The following is a 25982-nucleotide window of genomic DNA, read 5'->3' on the forward strand; positions in this document are numbered from 1 at the left end:
ATCGCACTGGCATGAGTGGAAGCGCGGGCTGTCCGCCGTGGCTATTTGGTTTTTTGCGCACCCACTTCCGTGTCCCACTTCTTGAAGGCGGCGACCATCGCCGCTGCATTGAGCGGCAACGCGTGCGGACGTTCCGCGAGCAGCTTGGCGTACTCGGGACGTCCGTACTTCTTCAGGACTTCCTGGCTATGCGCGGGCGCTTGTGCTTCGGTAACGCCCTTGATTGCCGGTCCCGGATAGAAGTAACCGTCGTCGTAAGTCAACGCCTGCTGCGCGGGCTCGAGCATGAAATTCATCAGCTTGTAGAGCACGTCGAGCTTTTCCTTCGGCACGCCCTTTGGAATCACCATGAAGTGCGCGTCGTTCACCCACGTCATGTTGTCGAACGCCTGCACGCGAAATTCGGCCGGCACGATGCCGAGCGCGCGCGGGTTGATGTCCCAGCCCGTCACCGTCACCGTCATGTCGCGCGTGCCCTCGCCGAGTTCTTTCATGACCGCCGACGTGCCGCCTGGATAGTACGGAATGCACTCGTTCAATTGCTTGAGGAAAGCCCAGGTCTTGTCCCAGCCGTTGATCGGGTCCTGTGGATTTTTATCGCCGAGCACATAGGGCAAGCCCATCAGAAACGTGCGGCCTGGTCCCGAGTTCGCGGGCCGCGCGTAGATGAGTTTGTCCGGGTGAGCCTTGCACCATTGCAGCAGTTGCTCGGGCGTTTTCGGCGGATCGCTGACTTTGGCCGGGTTGTATTCGAGCAGCGGTCCGGCCGGCATATACGCGACTTCGAGGCCGAAGCCTTGCGCGAGCTCCTGCATCTTGCGCGGGCCGGGCGCGTACTTGTCGAGCACGCCGGGGAACTGCGCGGCGTTATCGGGCAGCAGCTTCGTCCAGAGGTTCTGTTCGATGCCGGCCGCGAGCGCGTCGGTGCCGGTCAGCACGAGGTCGATGTCCGACCGGCCCGCCCCCTGCATCGCCTTGATCTTGCCCGGCAACTGCGGCGCGGGCGCGTTCGTGTAGGTGATATTGGCGACGAGGTTCGGGTACTTCGCCTTGAATGCCTCGAAGCCCTTTTGCGTGAGTTGAAGATCGCCGGCGACGTCGACGATATTAAGCGTGACAGGATCGGCCGCAAACGCGGCGGACCCGAATGCGGCGCTCGCCGCGAAACATACCGACACCAGCCTGAGCGCCAACCTGTGTGAAACAGTCATTGCGTCTCCTCGCTTCTTGGTATGAGGTCCGCCGGTCGAGTGCCCCGAGCGTCTCTTTCAACCCTTGCAACATAGCGAAGCGGAACAGCCGATGTCAAGCAAATGTGCTTGCTGGCGCGTAGCACTGGATTTCGCTGCGCGAGGCCCGAAGGCCTTTGCCGTCAATGATTTGACGAAGTTGTATACGAGGGCAAACCCCGAGCCGCTGATTCGCCGAGGCAAGCAGCGGGCGTTTGTCAGGCAACTAGCCCTCCTGAGCAAACCGTGCGCGCGGCGTTGTGATTGTCATCAGCCGCCGCGCGCGCCTTGCGTGTTCACATACAGCGAGTAAAGGCCGTGGCTCGCCGCCATGAAAAGCCGGTTGCGATGACGCCCGCCGAAGCACACGTTCGCGCAACGCTCCGGCAATGCAATATGGCCGATCGGCTCGCCTTGCGGCGTGAAGATGCGCACGCCGTCGAGTTCGTCGGTGCCCATGCCCCAACCGCACCACAGGTTCCCGTGGATGTCGACGCGAAAACCATCCGGCGTGCCTGGGCCTGCATCGATCAGCACGCGATTGTTCGAGAGCGCCGCGCCCTTGCCGCCGGCATCGGCATCGACGTCGAACGCACGGATCTTGCGCGGCTCGCCGCGCGATTCGACGATGTAGAGCAACGACTCGTCCGGCGAAAACGCGAGGCCGTTGGGTCCGAGTATGTCGTCGGCGACCACGCTCACTTCGCCCGACTGGCCGTCGATGCGATACACGCAAGCCGGCAGTTCCGACTCCTGCTTCTCGCCTTCGTAGAAGCCGTCTATGCCGAAGGTCGGATCGCTAAACCAGATCGAGCCGTCCGATTTCACGACCACGTCGTTCGGCGAATTGAAACGCTTGCCGCGATAACGATCCGCCAGCACGGTGATCGAGCCGTCGTATTCGGTGCGCGTGACGCGGCGCGTCAGATGCTCGCAGCTCACGAGCCGGCCTTGGCGGTCGCGCGTATGGCCGTTCGCATTATTCGACGACTGGCGGAACGTGCTGACCGCGCCGCTCGTTTCGTCCCAGCGCAAGATGCGGTCGTTGGGGATGTCGCTCCACAGCAGATAGCAGCCATCGCCGATCCAGACCGGTCCCTCGGACCAGCGCGCGCCCTGATACAGGCACTCGACCGACGCCGACGCCAGGATCAGCGACTTGAAGCGCGGATCGAACACGCGCACGGAAGGATCGGGATAGCGTCGGCTGTTGTCGGTCATGCTGTCTCTACGTGGATGGATTGAGCGTGGATTGAGCGGTCACGTCGCGCGCTCGTATTCTCTTTCGAGCGCGAGCAGCGTGCGCGCGGCATCGGCGATCTTCGCATGATGTTCGGGCGGCGTCGAACTGAGCAGCGGCAGCAGCGGCCCCATGTCGGCGATCTGCGCGAACGTGACCGCGTCATGCAGCACGCGGATCAGCGAGATGTCGTCGCGCAAGGTTTCGAGCGGAAGGAACGCGTCGTACAGGCGCTGCGCGGTGTCATGGTCGCCGCGCTTCGCCGCGTGCAACAACGCGGTCACCATGCGCGGCGCGATGCAGCCGGAGCCCGTCGTCCATGCGGCGAGGCCGAACTCGCGCAGATGCACGAGCGCCGGGCGCTCGCCCATGCCCGATACGATCTTGCCCGCCGGCACATGTTGGAGCAGCCGGCGCAGATACGGATCGTCAGCGGGATTCTTGCGGACGATCGCATACTTGACCGCCAGCAATGTGCCACGCTCGACAAGCCGCGCGAGCGTCTCCACTTCCACATAGTCTTCGCTCTTGATGTACAGCGTGAGCGGAATGCCGGCTGCATCGACGATGCGCGTCAGCCCCGCTTCGACGCCCTCCGAAGTCGTGAAGCCCGCGAGCGGCAGCACCATCGCCGTGCGGTAGCGGGTCTGCGCGAGAATCCGCGCCTGATCCAGCATTTTTCCGTAGTCCGGGCCGATTGCCGGAATGACGCGCGTGTCGTCGCTCGTGCTCTCGGACAGCATATCCAGCAAGTCGCGATATTCGCTCACGGCGACGTGATACAGATTGGCGTTGCCGCCATAGAGCAGCGTGCGCACGCCGCCCGCCTCGATGTGGCGGATCAGCGCGGCGTTCTGAGCGGCGTCGAGTGCATGGTCCGCGCGGCGCGCCAAAGGCGGCACAGCCATGACCGACGCAGCGAGTTCGCTGTCTTCGAATGGGGATTCGTTCATGAGACGGGACGGGAGTCGAGTGGAGTGGAATGGAATGGAATGGAAACAGGCTCCCAAGGTAGCATCGGCCGCGAGAAGTTGTCAAACAACTTTGCGAGCGATAGCGCGGGCGCGAAGGGTTCGCGTTCGCGGCGAAATGCCCAAACGCAGCGCATCGCCTTTTATATGACAATGCGTGCGAGGACCGTGAATAGCGTGAGGAAGCAAAACTGCATCGCAAATCGGTGATTGCGGTAATAGCCGCGATTTGGCAAATGAGGTCGTTTTGCGCGTTTGATTGGCAGTCGTCGCAGCGCGGGGATGAGGCCGCGAACCGGCGGCGCAGCGCTAAACCGTTGCTGCGTGCGGCTCGCGGCGGCATAGGGCGCCAGAAGGCGCATAACTGCGATCCCGACGAGCGGATTTACTGCCGGCAGCAATTATGCAGAGGTAAAGCCCGGATTAATGCCGGCAGTCTCGTGCGGGGCTCTTTCTGTGCAACAGGCTTTTAGTGATAGATTGCGATTAAAGCAGCCGTAAATAAAAACCTGCGCAAATGACCTACCGGATATTTGCGAGTCTGAGAGAGTCGAAATTGTCGCTACATTTTATCGAGCAGATGGCGCCGCTACTGGACGCCGCCGACGAGGCGGCGTGGTTCGGTGCCGTCGCGGATCTCGCCGAGACGTGGGGATTCGACCGGCTTCTGATTGCCATGCTGCCGCGCCCGACCATTCGGCTGGAAGACGCGTATGTGCGCAGCACCTATGCGCCCGCGTGGCGCCGCACTTACGACGAGCAGGGTCTCGTGCACATCGACCCGACCGTCGCGCATTGTGCGACGCGCTCCACGCCGCTTGTCTGGTCGCCGGAAATCTTCATCACGGCGCCGCAGCAGTCCATGTACGAGGAAGCTCGCGCGCACGGTTTGCGCGCCGGCGTGACATTGCCGATTCACGGCCCGAATCAGGAAGCCGGCATGATGTGCTTCGTGAACGACGCAAATCCGACCGACACCTTCTGGCGTCATATCGACGTCGTGCTGCCCAACCTTGTGCTACTGCGCGACCTGGTGATCGACACCAGCCAGCGCCATCTGCATACGCACACGCAGACGCTGTTGCCGAAGCTGACGCCGCGCGAACGCGAGTGTCTTCAATGGACCGCGCGCGGCAAATCCACGTGGGAAATTTCGCATATCCTGAACTGCTCGGAAGCCGTGGTGAACTTCCACATGAAAAACATCAGGACGAAACTCGGCGTGAATTCGCGGCGCGCGGCAGCCGTGATTGCGACGCAACTCGGGCTTATTGACCCGGGTTGAGCAAGGCGGCGGCGTCGCGGCTATGCAGCACGCGCTCGGCGCGGCCGAGGTCCGCATCCGAGACGGTCTTGGTGAAGTACAGCCCCAGCAGGATCGAAACCGGTGCCGGGATTTCCGCGCCGGATTCAAAGCGGCTGCCGCGCGACTGGGTGACGCCGAAACGCGCCCAGAAACGGCGCTGGCTCTCTTTTTTCTTTTTGCGGTAAGCAATGATCAAGACCCGGTCCACCGCCGTGGAAGGCTCCGCCGAACGCGTTTGGAGGCCGGTTTGCGGTTGCCAGTGATTGTCGAGAAGTTCCATTTTCGTGTCCCGTCGGTTGAGTGCTGTTGCTATCTCAAATTCTGCGTTATCCGATAAGCATGCACACCTATCCAGGTAGATAGGTGGCGGAACGATTCAGAATGCATAAGTTTTCCTGCGTATTGGTTTTCCCCAACACGTTCAGGAGAACGTCATGCAAACAGCAATCCGGATTGGAATGCGTCAAGAGTTCGACAACGAGGACATCAACGAGATGTACCGCCTGCGGGCGCGGGTGTTTCACGGCCGGCTGGGGTGGGATATTCCGACCATAGCGGGCATGGAGATCGACGGCTACGATGCGCTGGGACCGCATTACATGCTGATTCAGGGCGACGACCGGCGCGTGCGCGGCTGCTGGCGCCTCATGCCGACCGAGGGGCCGAACATGCTGAAAGACACCTTCCCGCAACTGCTGCACGGCGCGGCGGCGCCGGTTGGGCGGCACATCTGGGAACTGAGCCGCTTCGCGATCGACACGAGCGGCGAGGAGAAGTCGTTCGGTTTCGCCGATGTGACGATGCAGGCGATCCACGAGTTGGTCACGTTCGCGGACCGCATGGGCATCACGCGCTATGTGACGGTGACCACGACGCCAATTGAACGGCTGTTGCGCAAGACCGGCATTGAAATCAGCCGGCTCGGTTCACCGCTGCAGATCGGCGTGGAACGCGCGGTAGCGTTGGATATTGCCGTGAGTCCGAAAACGCGCACGGCTCTGTTCGGGCCGATGGCCGCGGCCGCTTAGCTCCTCCACTGCTTCGCTGCTCCGCCGCCTGGCTGCCGGCCGCCGGCCATCGCAACTGTCCACGCGCTGCTAACCCTGCTCGATCCGCGCGCGGCGGATCACGCGAAGCTCCCTACGAACCAAACATCCGTTCGAGCGCATTTTCCAGATGCGCTCGCATCGCCTGCCCTGCCGCCTGCGGGTCTTTACGGCGGATCGCGTCGAGCACCGCTCTGTGCTCAGCCTGCACCAGGCGCTGCCGCTCCACGGTTTTCACGAGCGAGAGATTGCGCGACAGGTTCATGCTGAAAACAATCTGTTCCTCGATGAACGACATCACCGTGATGAAAAACGGGTTCCGCGACGCGCGCGCCACCGCGAGGTGGAACAGGAAGTCGTCGTGTGCGCCGATGCCGCGCGTCTCGATGATGCGTTCCAGTTGCTGCCACGCTTCTTCGATTGCGGCGATGTCGTCGGCGTCGGCTTTGAGTGCCGCATGCTCCGCCGCGCCCGTCTCCGTGACGATGCGAAATTCATAGCAACGGCGGATGTCGGACAGCGTTTCGAGCGGCGCAAAACGCCGCACGTCGGGATCGGGCCGCCGCGCGACCGTCGTACCCGAACCGTGGCGCGTCACGATGATGCCGTCGGCCCTCAGCCGCGCCAGCGCCTCGCGCACCGTGGGCCGCGAAGTCGAAAAACGCTCGGCCAGCGCGTGCTCGGTGGGCAGCCGCTGACCTTCCTTGTACTCGCCTTCGAGAATGCGATTCAGGATGTCGCCGTAGATCTTGTCGGGCAAGCCCGTCGTTTTGCGCTCGTTCATCGGCCGGGCGGATGCAGCTTGTCAGAGTAGGCTCCAATTGTAAGGCAAACCCTGGCGGCATTCGCCGCGTTTCACACGCCTGCAATCGGGTGAAAGGCCGCCGCACCTCGCTGCCAATGTGCGGTCTGTCCGCGCGGCTCCACGTCAAAATTTGTGAACCGCTTGATTTACATCCTGTCCGAACGCAAGTCGGTGGATCATGATCGAAATTTCGCAACCTGACGTGGAGTGGATATGTACACACGCATTCTTGTAGCGGTCGACGGCAGCCAGACTTCGCGCCACGCCTTCGAGGCGGCGCTCGCGCTCGCCAGATCGACGGGCGCTGTTTTGCAGCCGCTCTATGTCGTCGAAAATACGCCGATGTATTTCGAGGCGCCCGGCTACGATCCTTCGGTGCTTCGCAACCGGCTGATCGAACAGGGCAAGGAACTCGGCGTGGAGTTGGCGCGCGAAATGGACGCGCAAGGTGTGAAGGGCGAGATTGTCGTTAGCGAGGCGGCGTCGCTCGATGATGTATCAACCGCTGTGCTCAAAGCCGCCGCCGACTTCAACGCCGATCTGCTCGTCATGGGCACGCACGGCCGGCGCGGATTTCAACGGCTGATTCTCGGCAGCGTCGCCGAGCGCTGCGTGCGCCAGGCGCGCTTGCCGGTGCTGCTGATTCCATCGGCGGCAACCAAGCAGGCCGACGATCCGCACGCGGATATCTGAGGTCGCCGCAACGGCGTGCGGCATGCGGCATGCGGCAATCGGCAGCATCAAGGCTGCCCGCCGCGTTGCAATGCGCGATGAGTCACGTGATCGTCCAGCAAGCGCCGCATCGTCGCGAGCAGGATCGCGCCGTCCACGGGCTTGCGCAGGAATCCGTCGAAGCTCACGAAGGCGGGCGGGCTTGGTTCTCCCGAGACGAGTATGAACGCGACGTCGGCGAGACCCGGCAGCGTGCGCAACCGGTGGCATAGCTCGCTGCCCGACATGACCGGCATGCGCCAGTCGGCAACCACCACGTCGACCGGCGCGGCCATGAACTGCGCGAGCGCCGACTTGCCGTCGAGCGCCGTCTTTACTTCGTAACCCCCCGCGGCGCAGACGGCGCTCCATGCATCGAGCGCCTCGGCGTCGTCATCGACCAGCAGTACGGTTGCCATGTGCAATTGTCCTATCGCTTCGACGACCTGCTTCGCAACCCGCATGCCAACGCGCGCTGCCCGCTTGCGCGAGCCGGCGTGCCCGTAGGCAAGCCGCGAAATCAGGCTGTGAAACGAAGCCGGAAAGCGCGAGGCTGCCGCCATGCGGCATGGTTAATTGCCGCTCGCGAGAGCCTCGCGTGTTGCTGCCTGTTGTTGTTAACAATAGCAACTCAATCGCACCTCGGCAGGCAAACCGCTTGACGTTGCAACGTCAGCCGCGCGCGAGAGCAGCCGCGACGAGGCGCTGCTGTTCGTCGCGATGCGCGCGTATCGACGAGTGAGCGCCCGACGGACTTTCGCGCCGGCACACGTCGACAATGCGGCAGTTCGCCGGCACCGCCTGCTCGATTTCGTCGCGTACGAAATGCCATGCGCCGTGCTTCTTTTCCTCTTCCTGCGCCCACACCACTTCCTCGAGTTGCGGGAAGGCGGCGAGCGCAACGGCAAGCTCGCTCGTCGGAAACGGATACAACTGCTCGACGCGGATGAGCGCGGTTCGCGTGTCGCCGCCAGCATCGCGCGCTGCCTGCAAGTCATAGAAGAACTTGCCGCTCGACAGCACGACGCGCGTCACGTCTTGCGGCGAAGCGACGCCGCTATCGTGCAGCACCGGAAGAAACGCGCCGCCGATCAACTCGCCGAGCGGCGAATGCGAGCGCGCATTGCCATAGAGCTGTCCTTTCGGCGACATCACGACGAGCGGCTTCGGCTCCGCGCTCAACGCCTGCTCGCGCAGCATATGGAACCATTGCAATGACGTCGACGGCATCACGACCTTCATGTTGCCGCCCGCGCATAGTTGCAGAAAGCGGCTGACATACCCGGTCGAATGCTCGGGACCGACGCCTTCGTGGCCATGCGGCAGCAGCATCGTCAAACCGGAGCGCTGGTCCCACTTGTACTCGCCCGCGGCAATGTATTGGTCGATGATCACTTGCGCGCCGTTCACGAAGTCGCCGAACTGCGCTTCCCAGATTGCCAGGTGCGAGCCGGTCTGCACGCTGTAGCCGTATTCGAAACCCAGCACCGCCTCTTCGGTCAGCGGCGAGTTGACGATGTCGAACTCGCCTTGATGCACACCGAGGTTTTGCAGCGGCACATAAGGCTCGGTCGCGTTTGCGGTGTCGCTTGCCGCGTTGCCTTGCGAATGCCACACCGCATGCCGATGCATGAATGTGCCGCGACCGACGTCCATGCCGGAGATGCGCACACTATGGCCGTCGTCAAGCAACGTCGCATAAGCCAGGTTTTCCGCGAAGCACCAGTCGACGGCCGCGGTTTCATCGGCGACGCTCTTTTGCCACTGCGCGGTGATGTTGCGCAGCAACTCGTGCAGCCGGAACGCGGGCGGCGTGCGAGTCAACGCCGCGGTCAACGACTGCATGCGCGCGAGCGACAACGGCCGCGTGCGCTTTGTCCGGTTGCCGTGAGACCGTGACGAAGTTCGCGCGGACGGCGGCGTCGTCTGAAGCTCCTTCAACGCTTCTGCACGCAGCACGTCGAGCGGCGTGTCTTCGCCGATGGCCGCGTGATACAACTCGGTGACGGTCTGATGCATCGCGATCGCCGCTTGCTGCAACGGCTGCGTGAGCGCGGGGATGTCATGCTCCGAGTGACCCAGACGCCGATAGCCGATCAGGTCGATGATCACATCGGCCTCGTGCTCCATCCGGTATTGCAATGCGAGCTTCGCGGCGCGCATCACTTCGTCGGGACGATCGGCGTTCACGCGGATCACGGGCGCGTCGATCATCCGCGCAATGTCCGTGCAATACGAATACGCTTCGGCGTCCATCCGGTTCGGCGTCGTGAAGCCGATCTGATTGTTCACGATCACATGGATCGTGCCGCCCAATGCATAGCCGTCCTTGCGTGTCATGTTGAGCGTTTCCATCACGATGCCCTGGCCCGCGAAGGCGGCGTCGCCGTGCATGACGAGCGGCAGGCAGCCGAAGCCGCGATGCTCGTCCTGGTACGCGCGCGCCATGCCGCTCACGACCGGATAGACGCTTTGCAAGTGCGACGGATTGGGCGCAAGGAAGATCGCGACATCGCCGTCTTGCGTCTTTCTCACCGTGTTGGCGCCGAGGTGATACGGCAGATCGCGCTGCACGGCCGCGGCTTCCGAATCGGGATCGAGACAATCGACCAGCTTCGCCGGATCGAAGTCCATCACGTTGGCAAGCACATTCAGGCGCCCGCGATGCGGCATGCCCGCGAACACCTGCCGAACGCCATGAGCGGCAGCCTGATCGACGATTGCTTCGATGAGCGGCACGAGGCTCTCGCAACCTTCGAGCGAGAAGCGCTTCGCATGTTCGAATCGCGCCGCCACATGACGCTCCCACGTTTCAGCGGCCACAAGACGGCGCAGCACACGGCGGCGCGGCTCGCGCGCCGGCAACGGCGCAAGCTGCTCCGTCTTGAGCCACGCGGACAACTGGGCGCGGCGCTGCTGATCGCGGATGCCGGTCAGATCGAGGCCGATCGCGCCGCAATAGACGCGCCGCAATTGCCGCTCGAGTTCATGCACCGCAGCCGAAGGCGGCAGCAGCGGATTTTCGGCGCCGATCGGCTGCGCCGGATCGAGCCCATGAAACACAGGGTCGAGTTCGGGCACCTCGGGCACGGGCGCAAGGCGCAGCGGATCGAGCGACGCCTGACGATGACCGTGCTGACGGAACGCGTCGATGAAGCGCCGGACCTGCAGCGTCCGCGCTACCGGCGACAGGTCGCCTGCCGGTTCGATAACCGCGCCGGCTGGCGAGCGTGAAAGAACAATCGATTCGGAAGAGACGTGGGACATGTTGGATAGCGTGCGGAAGAAACCGTTAATCGGATTCCGCTGTCCGCATGCGAATGCTCGGGGCGTACGCCCGCGACGGCAACGCGACGGTTGGCCGTGATCTTCGGCAGACAGCGAAACGGGAAAGAGCGCGATGCGGATGCGGGCTTGCAGCAGCGCTCGGTCTTCTATGTGTTATCGAGCCGGTCCGCGCGACCGGCTCGTGTCTCCGTCCGTTGCCTGCCTCGACTTCTACTGGGCCGACACGAGCCAAGCACCCGCATCGCTGACATCATTCGAGCGATGCGCATGCGAGTCGCGCGTGACGCGACGTTGTTTCGACGTGGCGTCGTCGAGCTTGAAGGTGCTGACGGTCTGCGTGAGTTGCTGCGCCTGGTCTTGCAGAGCCTGCGCCGCGGCGGCGCTTTGCTCGACGAGCGCGGCGTTTTCCTGCGTCACCTTGTCCATCTGCGTGACGGCGTGGTTGATCTGCTCGATGCCTTCGCTTTGCTCCTTGCTCGACGAACTGATCTCGGCCACGATTTCCGTCACATGGCGAATGCTCTTCACGACTTCGCCGATGATCTGTCCGGCTTCCTCGACCATCTTGCCGCCGGTGCCGACCTGACTCACCGAGTCGGCGATCAGCTCCTTGATTTCCTTCGCGGCAACGGCGCTGCGCTGCGCGAGGCCGCGCACTTCGCTCGCGACCACCGCGAAGCCGCGCCCGTGTTCGCCCGCGCGCGCCGCTTCCACCGCTGCGTTGAGCGCGAGAATGTTGGTCTGGAACGCGATGCCGTCGATCACGCCGATGATCTCGACGATCCTGCGCGACGACTCGTTGATGGCGGTCATCGTGCTCACGACCTGGTTCACGGCTTCGCCGCCGCGCACCGCGACATCCGACGCGCTCGACGCAAGCTGATTGGCCTCGCGTGCGTTATCGGCGTTCTGCTTGACCGTCGACGTCAACTGCTCCATCGCGGCCGCCGTCTCTTCGAGCGAGCTCGCCTGATGTTCGGTACGGCTCGACAGGTCCATGTTGCCGCTCGCCACTTCGCGCGTCGCCTGGCTGATCGTGTCCGTGCCCTGGCGCACTTGCGCGACGATGCCGTGCAGATTGCCGGTCATGCGTTCGAGCGCGGTGAGAAGGCGGCCCACTTCATCGGTCGAATCGATGTGCAGATGATGCGTGAGATCGCCGGCCGCGACCGCTTCGGCGAGAACGACCGCACGGTTGATCGGCCGCGTGATGGTGCGCGTGATGAAGATGCCGGTCGCGATCGCGATCACCGTGGCGAACAGCGCAAGCAGAATCATTTGCAGCTTCGCGTTGTGCGCTTCGGCGACGGCTTCGGCGACATCGCGCGCCATCCGGTCCGCCTGCACGTCGACCATCTTGTCGACGAGAACGTAATAAGCGTCCTGCAGCCGCGCCATGTCGCCCTGATAGACGTCGCGCGCGTCCTGCTGCTGGTTCTTGCTGACCAGATCGAAGAAGCTCTTAACGCTCACGCCGTAAGCCGAGCGCGCGTCGAACTGCTGCTTGAAGAGCGCCCTGGTTTCATCGCTCGTCAGGTGCTTTTCGAGCTCGGCGTAGGCTTGCGCATTCGCTTTGCGGATCGCCGCGTAGTCGTCCATGTACTGCTTGGCTTTATCGGGCGACGTGGTCAGCAGCAGATTGCTCAGAATGCCGTTTGCCTTGTATCCGTTGCTCTTGATCTGATTGCTGAGCGCGATCAGCGTATACCGATTGCTGACGATCTCATCCATCTTCGTGTTGGTCGACTCGAGATGCTCGATACCGACGACAGCCGTGCCGACCAGCAGCGCGACCATCAGCGCAAAGGCGGAGCCAAGACGAACCCCGATTTTCAAATTCGAAATCTTCATGTGTCTAATTCCTTCCCCAACCGCTCGATAAAAGTTGTCGCGAAGCGCGCGCAGGTCACCGCATTGCGGCACCGCCCCCGCTTCGGCGTGAACACATCCGCCTCGTCTCAAGGCGGTTCACTCGATGACGCCGACATGGGCGCGTTGTAGTCCGCCCCTTTCTCGTTGCCGCCGCATTCTTCAGACAATATGACGACAAAAACTCCTAAACCTTGAGAGTGGTGTGCGCGAGAAAGAAAAAAATTCGCCAAACGTTTGCGAGTGCGCGGGAAAGTCGCTGGTTGACGCAAACGTTGAGTAAGAGCTCGCGCGGGCGGGAAAGCGCATTCGGACGCTTCCGCGTTTGGAGGACGCAAGGCGCGGCGTTCTGACGTCGCTCAAGAGGCTTGAGCGCGGGAGCGCGTCATTTTGCCGCGAAACGGGGGACAGAGCCGGTGGGACAATCAATCATTACCTCCTGACATCGGCTCAGACATGTTGACCCCTACCGTTGTGATTCCCGCCCCGCCTTCCGCCCCGACTTCCGCCCCGAGTTTGGCCCCGGCTCCCGCCGTTCAGGCCGGCTCCGCCGTCACCTCGCCCGCAGCGCGAGCCAGCCGCCGGGCGACGCCGCGTGCCGCCACGCGCACGCCCACCCGCAGCGCCGCGCGCTGCTCGAGCTGCTCGATGCGGCAGTTGTGCATGCCGCAAGGCTTGTCGAACGACGAACTTTCCAAACTCGAAACGCTGATCTGCTCGGCGCGCTCCGTGCATCGCGGGGAAGCGCTGTACCGCAGCGGCGACCGTTTCGACAACATTTACGCAGTGCGCTCCGGCTCGATGAAAACCGTCATGGCGCACCGCGACGGGCGCGAACAGGTCACGGGCCTGCGGCTTGCCGGCGAAGCGCTCGGCCTCGACGGCATCAGCGAAGACCGGCACGCGTGCAGCGCGCTCGCGCTCGAGGACAGCACCGTGTGCATCGTCCCCTACACCGCGCTCAAGTCGCTGTGCCGCGAAATCGGCTCGATGCAGGAGCGCCTGCACAAGCTGCTCGGCGAGCAGATCGTGCGCGAAGCCGCCCAGATGATGGTGCTCGGCTCGCTGTCGGCGGACGAACGGGTCGCGGCCTTTCTGCTCGACGTCTCCGAGCGCAACGCGCAACGCGGCTATTCGTCGGCGGAGTTCAATCTGCGGATGACGCGCGAGGACATGGGCAGCTACCTCGGCATGACGCTCGAAACCGTGAGCCGCACGCTGTCAAGATTTCAAAAGCGCGGCCTGATCGACACGCAAGGCAAGCACATTCGCATCGTCGATCTGGACGGCTTGCGGCAGGTCTAAACCCCGCGCACAGGGCCGGCCGCGGCCCTTTGCACGTTTTTCCGGCGGGTCTTTTGCCTTGGCATGGCAACTGCGAGCGGGTACAGTCTTTGTTTAGTCCGTCCCCCGCAAGGAGACCCGGCGAAATGAACCGCGATCCCCGCCCGCATCACCCGCTCGTTCAGCGTCTGATCGACGCGCGTCAAGTTACCGACGCTCTCTTCTCCATCGTCAAGCCCGAGTTTCTGTACGAAAGACCGATCCGCGAGCGGCATCGCATCGTGTTTTATATCGGTCACCTCGAAGCTTTCGACCGTAATCTGTTCGATCAGCGTCTGTTCGAACTGCCCGCTTTCGATCCCCAACTCGATCAGCTTTTCGCCTTCGGCATCGATCCGGTTGATGGCGGCTTTCCCACCGATCAACCAGGCGACTGGCCTTCGCTCCAGACCGTGCGCGAGTATGGCCTGCGCGCTCGCGAACAGATCGACCGCGAACTGCGCGCGCTGACCGATTCCGCGCGCGTCGATGCGTCGGAGCAATTGCTGAATGTCGCGATCGAGCATCGGCTGATGCACGCGGAGACGCTTGCGTACATGCTTCATCAATTGCCGCTCGCACAGAAAGTGACCGAGCTGCGCGAGCCTGTCGTGACCGGTCCGGGGCGCGCGAACGGCGTATCGTCGATGGTCCGGGTGCCTGCGGGCTCGGCCACGCTCGGGATGCGGCGCGACGGCGGCCGCTTCGGCTGGGACAACGAGTTCGGCGAATTGCAAGTGGACGTGCCGGCCTTTGAGATCGACCGCTATATGGTGACGAACGGCGCGTTTCGCGCGTTCATCGACGCGGGTGGTTATCGCGAGCCGAAGTGGTGGTCGGAGCAGGATTGGGCGTGGAAGGAAGCCGAGGGCATCGAGCATCCGGCATGCTGGTCGCGGCGCAGCGTCAACAGCGAACGTAACGGTGAAGACAGCGGCGAAGGCAGCGGCCGTCGCGACGAATGGACGTTGCGCACCATGTTCGACGACGTGCCCTTGCCGCTCGACTGGCCCGCGTACGTCAGCCACGCCGAGGCGAGCGCCTATGCGTGCTGGGCCGGCAAGGCGCTGCCCACCGAAGCGCAATGGCAACGCGCCGCGCAGGGCGCGCCGCACGTGGGCTCGGGCAACTTCGATTTCCGTAGCTGGGACCCTCGGCCCGTCGACGCTTATCCCGACAACGTGAGCGCATTCGGCGTGGAAGGCCAGTTTGGCAACGGCTGGGAATGGACGTCGACATTGTTCGACGGCTTGCCGGGGTTCGAGCCGTTTCCGTTCTACCTGGGTTACTCGGCCAATTTCTTCGACGGCAAGCATTTCGTGCTGAAGGGCGGATCGGCGCGCACCGCGCAGTGCATGTTGCGGCCGACGTTTCGCAACTGGTTTCAGCCGCATTATCAGTACGTTTATGCGGGGTTCCGCTGCGTGAGCGCGTGACGAATCACGCATAAGAGAACAAGCCTGCCGAAAAAACCGGCAGGCTTGCTTATGCGTCGCTTCCTGCTCGCGCGACTCGATCAGGCGTTGAAACCGCCGTCGATCGTCAAGCTCGCGCCCGTGACAAATGCCGCTTCCGGGCTGACAACATACGCGACCATCCCTGCGATTTCATCCGGCCGTCCATGACGCGGAAGCGCCATGAAACCGTGCAGCATCGACGCGAAATCGCCAGATTCAGGGTTCATGTCCGTATCGGTCGGACCGGGCTGCACGTTGTTGACCGTGATGCCGCGCGGACCGAGATCGCGCGCGAGACCTTGCACGAGTCCGCGCAACGCGGACTTGCTCATTGCGTACGCGGCGCCGCCGGGAAACGGCATGCGTTCGGCGTTGACGCTGCTGATGTTCACGATACGGCCGCCCTCGCCCATATGCGGCAACACCGCCTTCACCGCGACGAACACAGCGCGCACGTTGACTTGCAGCGTTCTGTCGAAGTCTTCGAGCGAGAACGTCTCGACCGGGCCCAGCGCGAGCACGCCCGCGTTGTTCACGAGAATATCGATCTTGTCGAATTTGCCGGCGACATCGTCGATCGCGCGGCTCACCGCGGCGGCATCGCCCGCGTCCGCTTGCAATGCGAGCGCGCGGCCGCCCTGCTGCTCGATGCTGCCGGCGAGTGCCTGCGCGGCCGCCGACGAACCCTTGTACGTGAACGCTACCGTCGCGCCTTCCTTCGACAAACGTTGCACGATTGCCGCGCCGATGCCCCGGCTGCCGCCGGTGACGAATGCAACTTTGCCAGTCAGATTTGCAGTCATGTCTTGCTCCAATGGGTGAGTGAGTGGAGAGCAGTATCGTCCTGACATTCCCCTTCGACTAGCGTGTGATCTAGACTATCTCTTTCAACTATTTGTCCGAAATCGCCGTGGAGCCTCTCAACCTGATCGAATCGTTTGTGCTCAGCGCAGAGCACCTGAGCTTCTCGGCGGCGGCGCGCCGGCTCGGCCTGACACCGGCCGCCGTGAGCAAGAACGTGGCGCGGCTCGAGACCTCGCTGGGTCTGCGGCTCTTTCAGCGCAGCACGCGCAAGCTCACGCTGACGACCGAAGGCGAGAAGCTGTTGCGCGAAGTCGCCGCGCCGTTCACCGCGCTGCAAGACGCGTTTGCCGGTGCTGCCGTCCAGGACGGCAGGCCGGCGGGCACGCTCAAGGTGAGTCTGGGACTGGCATTCGGCCGCGAATATCTGGTGCCCTTGCTGGGCGAATTCCTCGAGCACTATCCGGCGATCGTGCCGGATTGGCACTTCGACAACCGGCCCGTCGATCTGATCGCCGACGGCTTCGACGTCGCCATCGGCGGCGGCATTGAACTGACGCCGGGAATCGTGGCGCGCGAGTTGGCGCGCACGCATGTGATCGTGGCGGCATCGCCGGCTTATATGGCGACGCGCACGATGCCGAGGCACCCATCCGAACTGAGCGCGTTCGACGGAATCGTTCGCCGCTCGTCGACAACCGGCCGGTTGCGCGCGTGGACGCTGCAGAACCATGTGGGCGAGCAGTACCAGGCGGAGTGCCGCACGCGCATGATTTTCGACGACCCCGAAGCGATCGCGCACGCAGCGATGCACGGCCAGGGCGTCGCCTTCCTGCCGATGCCGCACGCAGCGCCCTGGCTCGCAAGCGGCGCGCTGATGCGTCTCTTGCCGGCGTGGTACGCGGACCAAGGACCGATATCGATCTACTACCCGAACAAAAAACTGTTGCCGGCGAGGACGCGCGTGTTTATCGATTTCGTCGTCGATGCATTTCGAAAGCAGAAGCTCGCCGCGAAATTCGACGGCCGATAAGGCGGCGCGTGTCCACCTATAACGCACATGCTACGATTATCTGCCGTCATCTCAGCGAGCTTTCCGCACTCATGCTCAGACTCGTTTATGTGCTTGTTTCAGCAGCGCTCGCCGCGCCGCTGCCGGCTTTCGCATTCGGAGGCGGGAATCCCGAGTACGACCAATGCATTCTGAATTCGCTCGCAAATAGCCAGAGCAATTACGCGGCGCGCGCCATTACCAATTCGTGCATCGCGCTCTACAAAAACGGTGCACTGCTGTTGCCGCGTGAAAGGGCCTATCACGTGTGTGTCTTGCAGAATGTGCAGAGCGTGCGAGGCGCGTTTGCAGTCAACGAAATCTTGCACGCGTGCCGTCGGCAGAATCCTATGTGAGGCGATGCGGACTCACGTTGCGCAACCGCGCTTGTTCTAATCAACCCGCCGCCCTAAAGCGCGACGCTTTCGAGCCGCGACGCCAGAAACTCCACGAATAGCCGCGTGCGCGCAGGCAGGCGCCGCGTAGGCAACCATAGCGCCTGCAACGGCAGCGGCGACAGTTCATAGTCGGTCAGGATCAGTTCCACGCGACGCTGCTGCACCAGTTCGCCAATCTGCCAGTACGCGGCCCGGCCAATACCGAGACCGCTCGCAACGGCGTCGTTGATCGCCGCCGTGCTGTTGCTTTCAAAGCGTCCGCGCACCTGCACCGACTCCTCCACTCCGCGTTTGCTGCGATAGCGCCACAGCGAGGCTTCCGGTAATGACGAGCGGATCACGCAATCATGCTGCTTCAAATCAGCCGGCCGCAGCGGACGCCCGCGCGCCTCGAGATAAGCGGGCGACGCGAACGTCACCCGGCGGATGGTGCCGAGCCGCCGCGCAATCAGATTCGAGTCAGGCGTCTCGCCGATACGGATGGTGACGTCCGCGCCGCTCGTCGCCGGATCGTCGTACTCCTCGGACAGATCGAGCGACGCCGTGAGTCGCGGATAGCGCGCGAGAAACGCCGCCACCAGCGGCGCGATATAGCGCGGACCGAAGAGCGTCGGACCGCAGATACGCAGACGCCCCGACACCGTAGTTGCGTGCTCGGCCAGTTCGGCGCGCGCCATCGCCAGATCGGCGAGCACCTGCTTGATGCGCGTGTAGAACTGCTCGCCCGCCGTGGTGAGCCGGCACTGCCGCGTGGTGCGCGCGACGAGCAGCGTTCCCGCCTCGCGCTCGAGCACTTGCAGCGAGCGGCTGACCGCTTGCAACGACCGGTCGAGCCGTCGCGCGGCTGCAGTCAGGTTGCCTTCCTCGGCAATCGCGACAAAAACCTCGAGGTCGCGCAGCGATCCATTATCCATTTTTTCGGGAGAAAGAGTCATTTTCCGCCCCGATTATCTATCAGAGAAGCGCGAGTAGCATACGAAGCATCGTTCTCGCGGAGCCACCTGCGTATGCCATCGACCAATCAGAGTCCTGCCGCCGTTGCGACGCCCGCATCCATCGCGACGCGCCCTTATGCGATTGCCGTCGGCATCGCGGTACTCGGTTTGTACGCGTCGCAAGCGCTCGTCAACGATCTCGCCACGTCTGTCGGACTCGGCGCGTGGGCCAACATGGTGACGATGCTGACGCTCACCGGCTACGCCGCCGGCCTGCTGCTTCTCGTGCCGCTCGTCGACCTGTTGCCGAACCGGCCGCTCATCATCGCGACGCTCGGCGCGCAAGTGTTGGCGCTCGCCGTTCTCGCCGCCGCTCGCGAGCCGGTGGCCTTCCTCGCGGCGTCGTTTTTCGTTGGGCTGACGTCGAGTGCGATCCAGATGCTCGTGCCCGTCGTCGCATCGCAAGCGCCGGAGGCCGATCGCGGCCGCGTCGTCGGCGACGTGATGAGCGGCCTGATGCTCGGGGTGCTGTTGTCGCGGCCGGCGGCGAGCCTGATCGCCGGCGCGTTCGGCTGGCGCAGCTACTACGCGATCGACGCCGCCGCGCTTGCCGTCATGTCGGCATGGCTGTGGACGCATGTACCGGACCGGCGTCCCGTTCATCAAAGCTCGTATGCCGCGTTGATCGGCTCGCTGCTGCATCTGATCCGCGACGAACCGGTGCTGCGGCGGCGCGCGCTGTACCAGGGTCTGTTGATGGTGTCGTTCAACCTGTTCTGGACGAGCGTGGCTTTGAAGCTCGCGAGCGCGCCGCTGCGGCTCGGCCATGTCGGGGTGGGTCTGTTCGCGCTGGCCGGCGCGGGCAGCACGATCATCGCGCCGGTCGCGGGACGTCTTGGCGACCGTGGCCTCGACCGGCAAGCGACCATCGCCTTCCACTCGATCGTCGTATTGGCAAGCTGCATCGCGCTGCTCGGCGGAAGCAGCGGCCTGTCGCCGGCCGCTTCGCTCGCGCTCCTCGTGCTCGCGGCGCTGCTGCTCGATCTCGGCGTGATCGGCGATCAGGCGATGGGGCGCCGCGCGGTCAACCTGCTCAACCCGCAGGCACGCGGCCGCGTGAACGGCCTTTTCACCGGACTCTTTTTCGTCGGCAGCGCAATCGGTGCGCTGCTCGCGGGGCCCGCATGGGCGTTCGGCCACTGGATGGGTGTGTGCATGGCCGCCGCGGCATTTGCGCTCGCGGCTAGCGTACTGCATGTCGTGCAGACGGCAGCGCCGACGCGCACGTCGCGCACGGCGCCTTCTGGTGCCGAGCCACGCCCTTGATATCGCACCTTTCCACTTGAGGACAAACCGATCATGGATGCAACCCGTTCTACTTTCCGCTATTCGACGGTGAACGTCGACGGCGTCGACATTTTCTATCGCGAGGCAGGGCCGAAGGACGCGCCGACCCTTCTACTGCTGCATGGCTTTCCATCGTCTTCGCGGATGTACGAACCACTCATGCCGTTTCTCGCGCCGGAGTTTCGCGTTATCGCGCCGGACTATCCGGGCTTCGGCAATAGCGAGGCGCCTTCGCCCGAAAGCTACGCGTACACGTTCGACAACATCGCGCGATCCATCGAACTGTTCACCGAAGCGTTGAAGCTCGATCGCTACGTGCTGTTCATGGCCGACTATGGCGGCCCGGTGGGATTCCGGCTTGCGATGGCCCGGCCGGACAAAGTGAAGGGCATCGTGATTCAGAATGCCGTCGCGCATGAAGAAGGACTCGGACCGCTGTGGGAAACGCGCAAGGCATTCTGGAAAGACCGCGCGCAACACGAAGCGAGCTTGCGGGCCAATCTCGCCTCGCCGGATGCGTTGAAGCTGCGGCACGTGGGCACGAGCCCGAACCCACAGCGCTACGACCCGGACAACTGGCGCGACGAAGAACAGTTTCTCGCGCGCCCCGGACAGGCCGCCATGCAGACCGACCTCTTCTACGATTACCGCACGAATCTTGAATCGTATCCGCGCTGGCAAGCGTGGTTGCGTGAGCATCGGCCGCCTACGCTCGTGACCTGGGGCAAGTATGATCCGTCGTTCACCGTGCATGGCGCCCACGCCTACAAGCGCGACGTTCCGGACGCAGAAGTGCATGTGCTCGATGCCGGCCACTTCGCGCTGGAAGAAGCGAGCGACGACATCGCCGCGTTGACGCTCGATTTCATGCGGCGCGTGTGGGCACGTTGACACAGTATGCATCGCGCATCACCGACTATCGACCCGTGCTCTTTGATTAAAAAATTAATGTAGCGCCGGCTTTATTGTCCTTGTCAGATAGCTACCACAGCACGCTTTCATGACAGGTAAATAACGAATAGCCCGCGATGCGTACTGCGTTTACCGATACGGTCCAGGAGAGCTTCACCACGCTCACGCCGACAGCCAAGCGCATTGCCACCTATATGCTGGCGAATATCGACCGGCTCGGCCTTGAGACGGCCGATCAGATCGCGCAGCAAACGGGAACGAGCGGCATTTCCGTTGGACGCTTTCTGCGCAGCGTCGGCTATCGCAATCTGGATGACCTGAAGCGCGAGTTGCGCGGCGCACAAACGCGTCCGTGGTTCATTACCGACCGGCTCGACGAGTATCGCAGCGAGCGCCACGACGAACACTCGGAGGGCATGAGCCGGCAGCATGCGGCACTCGCACGGTCGCTCGATCTCGAAGTCGATGCGGTGCGCTACGTCTATCAGCTCGCAGAAAGCGAAGCATTTGGCCGCGTCACTCAACATGTTGCGACAGCGGACGCGGTCTATATCGTCGGCATTCAATCGACTCGCGGCATATCGAACGCGTTCTTCAGCTACCTCGAATATCTGCGGCCACGTGTGTTCTATTCCGACGGCATGTCGGGTTCCTATGTGGATTCATTGAACTCCGAATTCGCTTCGCCCTATCTGATTGTGACGGACACGCGCGCCTATTCGCGCATCGCACGCCGTTATTGCGAAGCCGCGGCACAGCGCAAGATCGCGTTTGCGCTCGTCACCGATCTCTATTGCCCGTGGGCGCGCGACTTCAATTGCGATCTGTTGCAAGTGAAGACGGATGTCGGCCAGTTCTGGGATTCCCTTGCGCCGCTCACGTGTCTGTTCAATCTCTTGCTGAGCTCGATTGTCGAGCACCTCGGCCCTGCCATCGACGAGCGCGTTGCGCGTAATCGCGAACTGCAACGCGAACTCGATCAGTTCGAATTCTGACCACCATGACCGACAAACATCGCCTGATACACATTACGCACGACACGCATCGTGTGGACATCGACCTCGTTTACGCGACGTCGCGCAACTTCACCGGCAAGCCGATTTACCGCGAAGCGCATTGCCTGCTGCTCGAACCGGCCGAAGCCGCATTGCGTAAAGCCGTCGAACTCGCGGAGAGCATAGGCATGAGCTTGCTCATCTTCGACGCGTACCGTCCGCCTCAAGCGCAAAAAGTACTGTGGGACTTTCTGCCCGATCCGACTTACATAGCCGAACTCGGCCGCGGCTCAAACCATAGCCGGGGCACGGCTATCGACCTGACGTTGATAGACGGCAATGGCGAACCGCTCGACATGGGCACCGGTTTCGATGAAATGGTGAAAGCCTCGGAACACTTTCACCACGGCCTGCCGCAAGCTGTGCAGCGCAATCGGCTGCTGCTGCTCGGCATCATGCACGCAGCCGGCTTTACGCACATCGCAAGCGAATGGTGGCATTACGAATTGCCTGGCTCGCGCGCGCTGCCCGTCATCGACAACAGCGAGAGCGGCCCATTGAAGTTGATGTGATTGATTTCCGGCTGTCCATTTGCAGGTTCTCTTCCTTTAGATACGGAGCGAGTATGAATCTGGTTTTGCGCAATGCGCTGGCAGCAGTCGCGGTGGTATCCGCGCTGACATTTTCCGTCACGATGACAGGCAGCGCGCTCGCGGCGACGCCGAAAGACATGCTTGTCATGGCCACGACGCTCGACGAGTTCTCGACACTCGATCCCGGCGAAGTCTATGAACTTGTGCCCGAGGAATACGTTGCGAATACCTATGACCGTCTTGTGCGAGTCGATCTGAAAGACCCGTCGAAATTCAATGGCGACGTCGCGCAATCGTGGAGCGTGAGTCCCGACGGTCTCACGTTCACTTTCAAGATTCGCTCTGGCCTCAAGTTCCATTCGGGCAATCCGCTCACAGCCGATGATGTCGCATGGTCGATCCAGCGCTGTGTGCTGCTGGATAAAGGCGCGGCCGCCGTGCTGCAAGGCATTGGCCTCACCAAAGACAACGCGCTGGAGAAAGTCCAAAAGATCGACGACTCGACAGTCAGCATCACGACCGATCAGAAATACGCGCCCACCTTTGTACTCAATGTTCTCGGCGCGTGGCCCGCATCGGTGCTCGATAAAAAGCTGCTGATGTCGCATCAGAAAGGCAATGACTTCGGCAACGAATGGCTGCGCACGAATGAGGCCGGATCGGGCGCATACAAGCTCGTCAAATGGACCGCCAACGACAGCATCATTCTGCAGAAATACGACGATTACCGCATGCCGCTCGCGATGAAGCGCATCGTGCTTCGTCACGTTCCCGAAGCGTCGAGCCAGCGCCTGCTGCTGGAAAATGGCGATGCTGACGTCGCGCGCAATCTGAGTCCCGACGATCTCGCGGCATTGACGAAATCCAACAAGGCGCATGTGATGGCAGTGCCGCAAGCGACACTGCTCTATCTCGGTCTGAACGTGAAGAACCCGAATCTCGCGAAGCCGGAAGTACAGGAAGCAATGAAATGGCTGATCGATTACAACGGCATTCAGACGAACGTCGTGAAGACGACTTATAAGGTTCATCAAACGTTCTTGCCGGAAGGTTTTCTCGGCGCACTCAACAGCAACCCCTATCACCAGGACGTTGCGAAGGCGAAGGCACTGCTCGCCAAAGCGGGCTTGCCGAACGGCTTTAGCGTCACGATGGATGTGCGCAGCGCCTATCCGTACAACGAAATTGCACAGGCAGTGCAAGCCAATCTGGCTCAAGGCGGAATCAAAGTCGAGATCATTCCTGGCGATAACAAGCAGACGCTCGCGAAGTATCGCGCGCGTCAGCATGACATTTATATCGGCGAATGGTCCGCCGACTATATCGACCCGCACAGCAATGCGCAGGGCTACGCGTGGAATCCGGACAACTCCGACAAGTCCTCGTACAAGATGCTCGCATGGCGTAATTCGTGGGACATTCCCGATTTGACGAAACAGACCAACGCCGCGCTTGCCGAGTCGTCCACCACAAAACGCGCACAGCTTTATCAGACGATGCAAAAGGACATGCTCGCGCATTCGCCGTTCGTCATCATGTTCCAGCAGGTATCGCAGGTAGCGATGCGCCCAGGCGTGTCTGGACTCGAAGTGGGGCCGATCAACGACCTCGTTTCGTATCTGCACGTGAAGAAGCAGTAATCGCCTGGCGGCGCTGGATCATGTCGACAACCCTGACTCCTATCGACCGCATTCGCGCCGTGTCCGCGCGCCGCGCAAGCGTGCGTTGGACACTGCGCGTGCTGCGCTGGGCGCTCACGCTCGCCATCACGTTTACGGGCCTGCTTGCCGTGACGTTTGTGATTGGCCGCAAGGTGCCGATCGACCCTGTGCTCGCGATACTCGGCGATCGCGCGTCGGCGGCCGCCTATGCGGCCGCGCGTATCGAGTTGGGTCTCGACAAGCCGCTTGCCGAGCAATTCCTGATCTACGTGAGTGCGGTACTGCATGGCGACCTCGGCATGTCGCTGCTAACGGCCAAGCCCGTACTCGACGACATCCGCCGCGTCTTTCCCGCGACGCTCGAACTGGCGACGCTCGCGACCATCGTCGGCGTATTGGTCGGCGTGCCGCTCGGCGTCGTGGCGGCGACGCGGCATAACCGCTGGATCGATCACGTTGCGCGCTTCGTGGGGCTGATCGGCAGTTCCGTGCCTGTATTCTGGCTCGGCCTGATGGGACTGTTGCTGTTCTACGCGAAGCTGCATTGGGTGTCGGGTCCCGGCAGACTCGACCCGGTGTTCGACGGCATGGTCGACTCGCGCACAGGCAGCCTGCTCGTCGATTCGCTGATGGCCGGCGAATGGGACGTGTTCTTCAATGCGATCTCACACGTCGCGTTGCCTGCCGCGATACTCGGCTATTACTCCGTTGCGTATCTGAGTCGAATGACGCGCTCGTTCATGCTCGATCAGTTGAACCAGGAGTACATCACGACGGCGCGCGCGAAGGGCGTGCCCGAACGGCGCGTCGTGTGGGTGCATGCGTTTGGGAATATCGCGGTGCCGCTGCTCACGGTGATCGCGCTTTCGTATAGCTTCCTGCTCGAAGGTTCGGTGCTGACCGAAATCGTATTCGCGTGGCCTGGCATTGGCTCGTATCTGACGGGTGCGCTGCTCAATGCCGACATGAATGCCGTACTCGGCAGCACGCTCGTGATAGGCGCCACTTTCATCGCGTTGAATCTGCTCACCGACGCGCTCTATCGCGTGTTCGATCCGCGCGCCCGCTGATGCAACGGAGACTATCTACGTGCGTCCTCCTCTCGAACATTCGACGCAGGACTGGCCGATGAATGCGCCGCGCCTTTCGTGGAAGCAATGGCTGCTCACCGACACACCCGCGTCGCGCAAGCAGGCCGCGTTGGGCCTTGCCTATCGACGCTGGCGGCGTTTTGCGGGTAATCCTTTATCCGTGTTCGGCTTTGCGATTCTGATGGTGCTCGTGATCGTCGCGATCATCGGACCGTGGATCGCGCCACATGATCCGTTGCGCCAGGTGCTCTCCGACCGCTTGCTGCCACCGGGCTCGGCATCGCATTGGCTCGGCACCGATCAGCTTGGGCGCGATATTCTCTCGCGCATCATCTATGGCTCGCGACTGACTCTGTCGATAGCGATCCTCGTGGTCGTGTTGGTCGTGCCAATCGGCCTGATGATCGGAACAACCGCGGGCTTCTTCGGCGGCTGGGTCGATAACGTGCTGATGCGCATCACCGATATTGCGCTCGCGTTTCCGAAGATCGTGCTCGCGCTCGCGTTCGCTGCGGCGCTCGGGCCCGGCGTGATCAATGCGGTGATCGCGATCTCCATCACCGCGTGGCCCGCGTATGCGCGTCTCGCGCGCGCCGAAACGTTGAGGCTCGTGCAGGCCGACTTCATCCAGATCGCGCGTCTGCAAGGCGCGTCGAATCTGCGCATTTTGCTGCGCTATGTGATGCCGCTGTGCATGTCGTCCGTGATCGTGCGCGCCACGCTCGACATGGCGGGCATCATTCTCACTGTCGCGGGTCTCGGCTTTCTCGGGCTCGGCGCGCAACCGCCGAGTCCCGAATGGGGCTTCATGGTCGCTTCCGGCCGCAACGTGCTGCTCGATTCATGGTGGGTCGCGACGCTCCCGGGTTTCGCGATCCTGCTCGTGAGCCTCGCGTTCAACCTGCTCGGCGACGGATTGCGCGACGTGTTCGATCCGCGTCACGGAGACTGAC

The 25982-nt window shown here is 62.6% G+C and carries 24 protein-coding genes; 14 read left to right on the forward strand and 10 right to left on the reverse strand.

Annotation, left to right across the window (positions count from 1 at the left end; all coding sequences use genetic code 11):
- Positions 1 to 41 precede the first annotated feature (41 nt).
- From AB6809_RS02205 to AB6809_RS02215, 3 genes are all read right to left on the reverse strand, one after another.
- Complete coding sequence (locus AB6809_RS02205) at positions 42 to 1211, reverse strand: extracellular solute-binding protein (RefSeq protein WP_006049646.1); 1170 nt, start codon at positions 1209 to 1211, stop codon at positions 42 to 44.
- Positions 1212 to 1499: 288 nt separating this feature from the next.
- Positions 1500 to 2450 (reverse strand): SMP-30/gluconolactonase/LRE family protein, encoded by a 951-nt coding sequence (locus AB6809_RS02210; protein WP_029966855.1) that lies wholly within the window; start codon positions 2448 to 2450, stop codon positions 1500 to 1502.
- Positions 2451 to 2489: 39 nt separating this feature from the next.
- Positions 2490 to 3422, reverse strand: a complete 933-nt coding sequence (locus AB6809_RS02215) for a dihydrodipicolinate synthase family protein (protein WP_006049648.1) — start codon at positions 3420 to 3422, stop codon at positions 2490 to 2492.
- Positions 3423 to 4020: 598 nt separating this feature from the next.
- Here AB6809_RS02215 and AB6809_RS02220 point away from each other — a divergent pair.
- A complete protein-coding gene (locus tag AB6809_RS02220) occupies positions 4021 to 4725 on the forward strand; it encodes a LuxR family transcriptional regulator (RefSeq protein ID WP_029966858.1) in 705 nt (234 codons plus the stop codon).
- On the opposite strand, the gene AB6809_RS02225 is transcribed toward AB6809_RS02220, so the two are convergent.
- Entirely contained in the window at positions 4709 to 5026 is a 318-nt protein-coding gene (locus AB6809_RS02225) for a hypothetical protein (RefSeq protein WP_006049650.1), read from the reverse strand. The genes AB6809_RS02220 and AB6809_RS02225 overlap by 17 nt on opposite strands.
- 154 nt (positions 5027 to 5180) lie before the next feature.
- Here AB6809_RS02225 and AB6809_RS02230 point away from each other — a divergent pair, with 154 nt between their 5' ends.
- Positions 5181 to 5774 (forward strand): acyl-homoserine-lactone synthase, encoded by a 594-nt coding sequence (locus AB6809_RS02230; protein WP_029966860.1) that lies wholly within the window; start codon positions 5181 to 5183, stop codon positions 5772 to 5774.
- 112 nt (positions 5775 to 5886) lie between these two features.
- On the opposite strand, the gene AB6809_RS02235 is transcribed toward AB6809_RS02230, so the two are convergent.
- On the reverse strand, positions 5887 to 6576 hold the full coding sequence (locus AB6809_RS02235; protein WP_006049652.1) for a FadR/GntR family transcriptional regulator: 690 nt from the start codon (positions 6574 to 6576) through the stop codon (positions 5887 to 5889).
- A 234-nt stretch (positions 6577 to 6810) separates the two neighbouring features.
- Here AB6809_RS02235 and AB6809_RS02240 point away from each other — a divergent pair, with 234 nt between their 5' ends.
- On the forward strand, positions 6811 to 7290 hold the full coding sequence (locus tag AB6809_RS02240) for a universal stress protein (protein ID WP_006049653.1): 480 nt from the start codon (positions 6811 to 6813) through the stop codon (positions 7288 to 7290).
- A gap of 47 nt (positions 7291 to 7337) precedes the next feature.
- On the opposite strand, the gene AB6809_RS02245 is transcribed toward AB6809_RS02240, so the two are convergent.
- From AB6809_RS02245 to AB6809_RS02255, 3 genes are all read right to left on the reverse strand, one after another.
- Positions 7338 to 7727 carry a two-component system response regulator gene (locus tag AB6809_RS02245; protein WP_006049654.1) on the reverse strand — a complete coding sequence of 130 codons (390 nt, stop codon included), beginning with the start codon at positions 7725 to 7727 and terminating at the stop codon, positions 7338 to 7340.
- 253 nt (positions 7728 to 7980) lie between these two features.
- Positions 7981 to 10575 carry a 2-oxoglutarate dehydrogenase E1 component gene (locus AB6809_RS02250; protein ID WP_029966862.1) on the reverse strand — a complete coding sequence of 865 codons (2595 nt, stop codon included), beginning with the start codon at positions 10573 to 10575 and terminating at the stop codon, positions 7981 to 7983.
- A 231-nt stretch (positions 10576 to 10806) separates the two neighbouring features.
- The gene (locus tag AB6809_RS02255) at positions 10807 to 12447 is read right to left on the reverse strand and encodes a methyl-accepting chemotaxis protein (protein WP_029966864.1); all 1641 of its coding nucleotides are present in this window, start codon (positions 12445 to 12447) and stop codon (positions 10807 to 10809) included.
- A 534-nt stretch (positions 12448 to 12981) separates the two neighbouring features.
- Between AB6809_RS02255 and fnr the strand changes: the two genes are divergently transcribed.
- Positions 12982 to 13770, forward strand: coding sequence for a fumarate/nitrate reduction transcriptional regulator Fnr (gene fnr, locus AB6809_RS02260; protein WP_307260131.1), 789 nt, complete (start codon positions 12982 to 12984; stop codon positions 13768 to 13770).
- Between the two features lie 125 nt (positions 13771 to 13895).
- Positions 13896 to 15224 carry an SUMF1/EgtB/PvdO family nonheme iron enzyme gene (locus AB6809_RS02265; protein ID WP_371025971.1) on the forward strand — a complete coding sequence of 443 codons (1329 nt, stop codon included), beginning with the start codon at positions 13896 to 13898 and terminating at the stop codon, positions 15222 to 15224.
- An 80-nt stretch (positions 15225 to 15304) separates the two neighbouring features.
- On the opposite strand, the gene AB6809_RS02270 is transcribed toward AB6809_RS02265, so the two are convergent.
- Positions 15305 to 16048, reverse strand: a complete 744-nt coding sequence (locus AB6809_RS02270) for an SDR family oxidoreductase (protein WP_029966868.1) — start codon at positions 16046 to 16048, stop codon at positions 15305 to 15307.
- Between the two features lie 107 nt (positions 16049 to 16155).
- Between AB6809_RS02270 and AB6809_RS02275 the strand changes: the two genes are divergently transcribed.
- Positions 16156 to 17079, forward strand: a complete 924-nt coding sequence (locus tag AB6809_RS02275; RefSeq protein ID WP_006049660.1) for a LysR family transcriptional regulator — start codon at positions 16156 to 16158, stop codon at positions 17077 to 17079.
- Between the two features lie 71 nt (positions 17080 to 17150).
- Positions 17151 to 17453 carry a VF_A0006 family four-cysteine protein gene (locus tag AB6809_RS02280; RefSeq protein WP_029966869.1) on the forward strand — a complete coding sequence of 101 codons (303 nt, stop codon included), beginning with the start codon at positions 17151 to 17153 and terminating at the stop codon, positions 17451 to 17453.
- 53 nt (positions 17454 to 17506) lie between these two features.
- On the opposite strand, the gene AB6809_RS02285 is transcribed toward AB6809_RS02280, so the two are convergent.
- On the reverse strand, positions 17507 to 18430 hold the full coding sequence (locus AB6809_RS02285; protein WP_307260134.1) for a LysR family transcriptional regulator: 924 nt from the start codon (positions 18428 to 18430) through the stop codon (positions 17507 to 17509).
- A gap of 72 nt (positions 18431 to 18502) precedes the next feature.
- On the opposite strand from AB6809_RS02285, the gene AB6809_RS02290 reads away from it, so the two are divergent.
- The 7 genes from AB6809_RS02290 to nikC all read left to right on the forward strand — a co-directional run bounded on the left by AB6809_RS02290 (position 18503) and on the right by nikC (position 25981).
- A complete protein-coding gene (locus AB6809_RS02290; RefSeq protein ID WP_029966873.1) occupies positions 18503 to 19756 on the forward strand; it encodes an MFS transporter in 1254 nt (417 codons plus the stop codon).
- Between the two features lie 33 nt (positions 19757 to 19789).
- The gene (locus AB6809_RS02295) at positions 19790 to 20668 is read left to right on the forward strand and encodes an alpha/beta fold hydrolase (RefSeq protein WP_029966875.1); all 879 of its coding nucleotides are present in this window, start codon (positions 19790 to 19792) and stop codon (positions 20666 to 20668) included.
- A 137-nt stretch (positions 20669 to 20805) separates the two neighbouring features.
- A complete protein-coding gene (sapR, locus tag AB6809_RS02300) occupies positions 20806 to 21684 on the forward strand; it encodes a sap1 transcriptional regulator SapR (RefSeq protein ID WP_029966876.1) in 879 nt (292 codons plus the stop codon).
- Positions 21685 to 21689: 5 nt separating this feature from the next.
- Positions 21690 to 22256, forward strand: a complete 567-nt coding sequence (gene ddpX, locus AB6809_RS02305; protein WP_029966877.1) for a D-alanyl-D-alanine dipeptidase — start codon at positions 21690 to 21692, stop codon at positions 22254 to 22256.
- Positions 22257 to 22309: 53 nt separating this feature from the next.
- Entirely contained in the window at positions 22310 to 23917 is a 1608-nt protein-coding gene (locus AB6809_RS02310; RefSeq protein ID WP_029966879.1) for an ABC transporter substrate-binding protein, read from the forward strand.
- A gap of 20 nt (positions 23918 to 23937) precedes the next feature.
- A complete protein-coding gene (locus tag AB6809_RS02315) occupies positions 23938 to 25008 on the forward strand; it encodes an ABC transporter permease (RefSeq protein ID WP_029966880.1) in 1071 nt (356 codons plus the stop codon).
- 58 nt (positions 25009 to 25066) lie between these two features.
- On the forward strand, positions 25067 to 25981 hold the full coding sequence (gene nikC / locus AB6809_RS02320; protein WP_029966881.1) for a nickel transporter permease: 915 nt from the start codon (positions 25067 to 25069) through the stop codon (positions 25979 to 25981).
- Position 25982 lies beyond the last annotated feature (1 nt).

Origin of the sequence: Paraburkholderia sp. RCC_158 (genome assembly GCF_041355255.1) — a bacterium.
GTDB classification, from domain to species: Bacteria; Pseudomonadota; Gammaproteobacteria; order Burkholderiales; family Burkholderiaceae; genus Paraburkholderia; species Paraburkholderia graminis.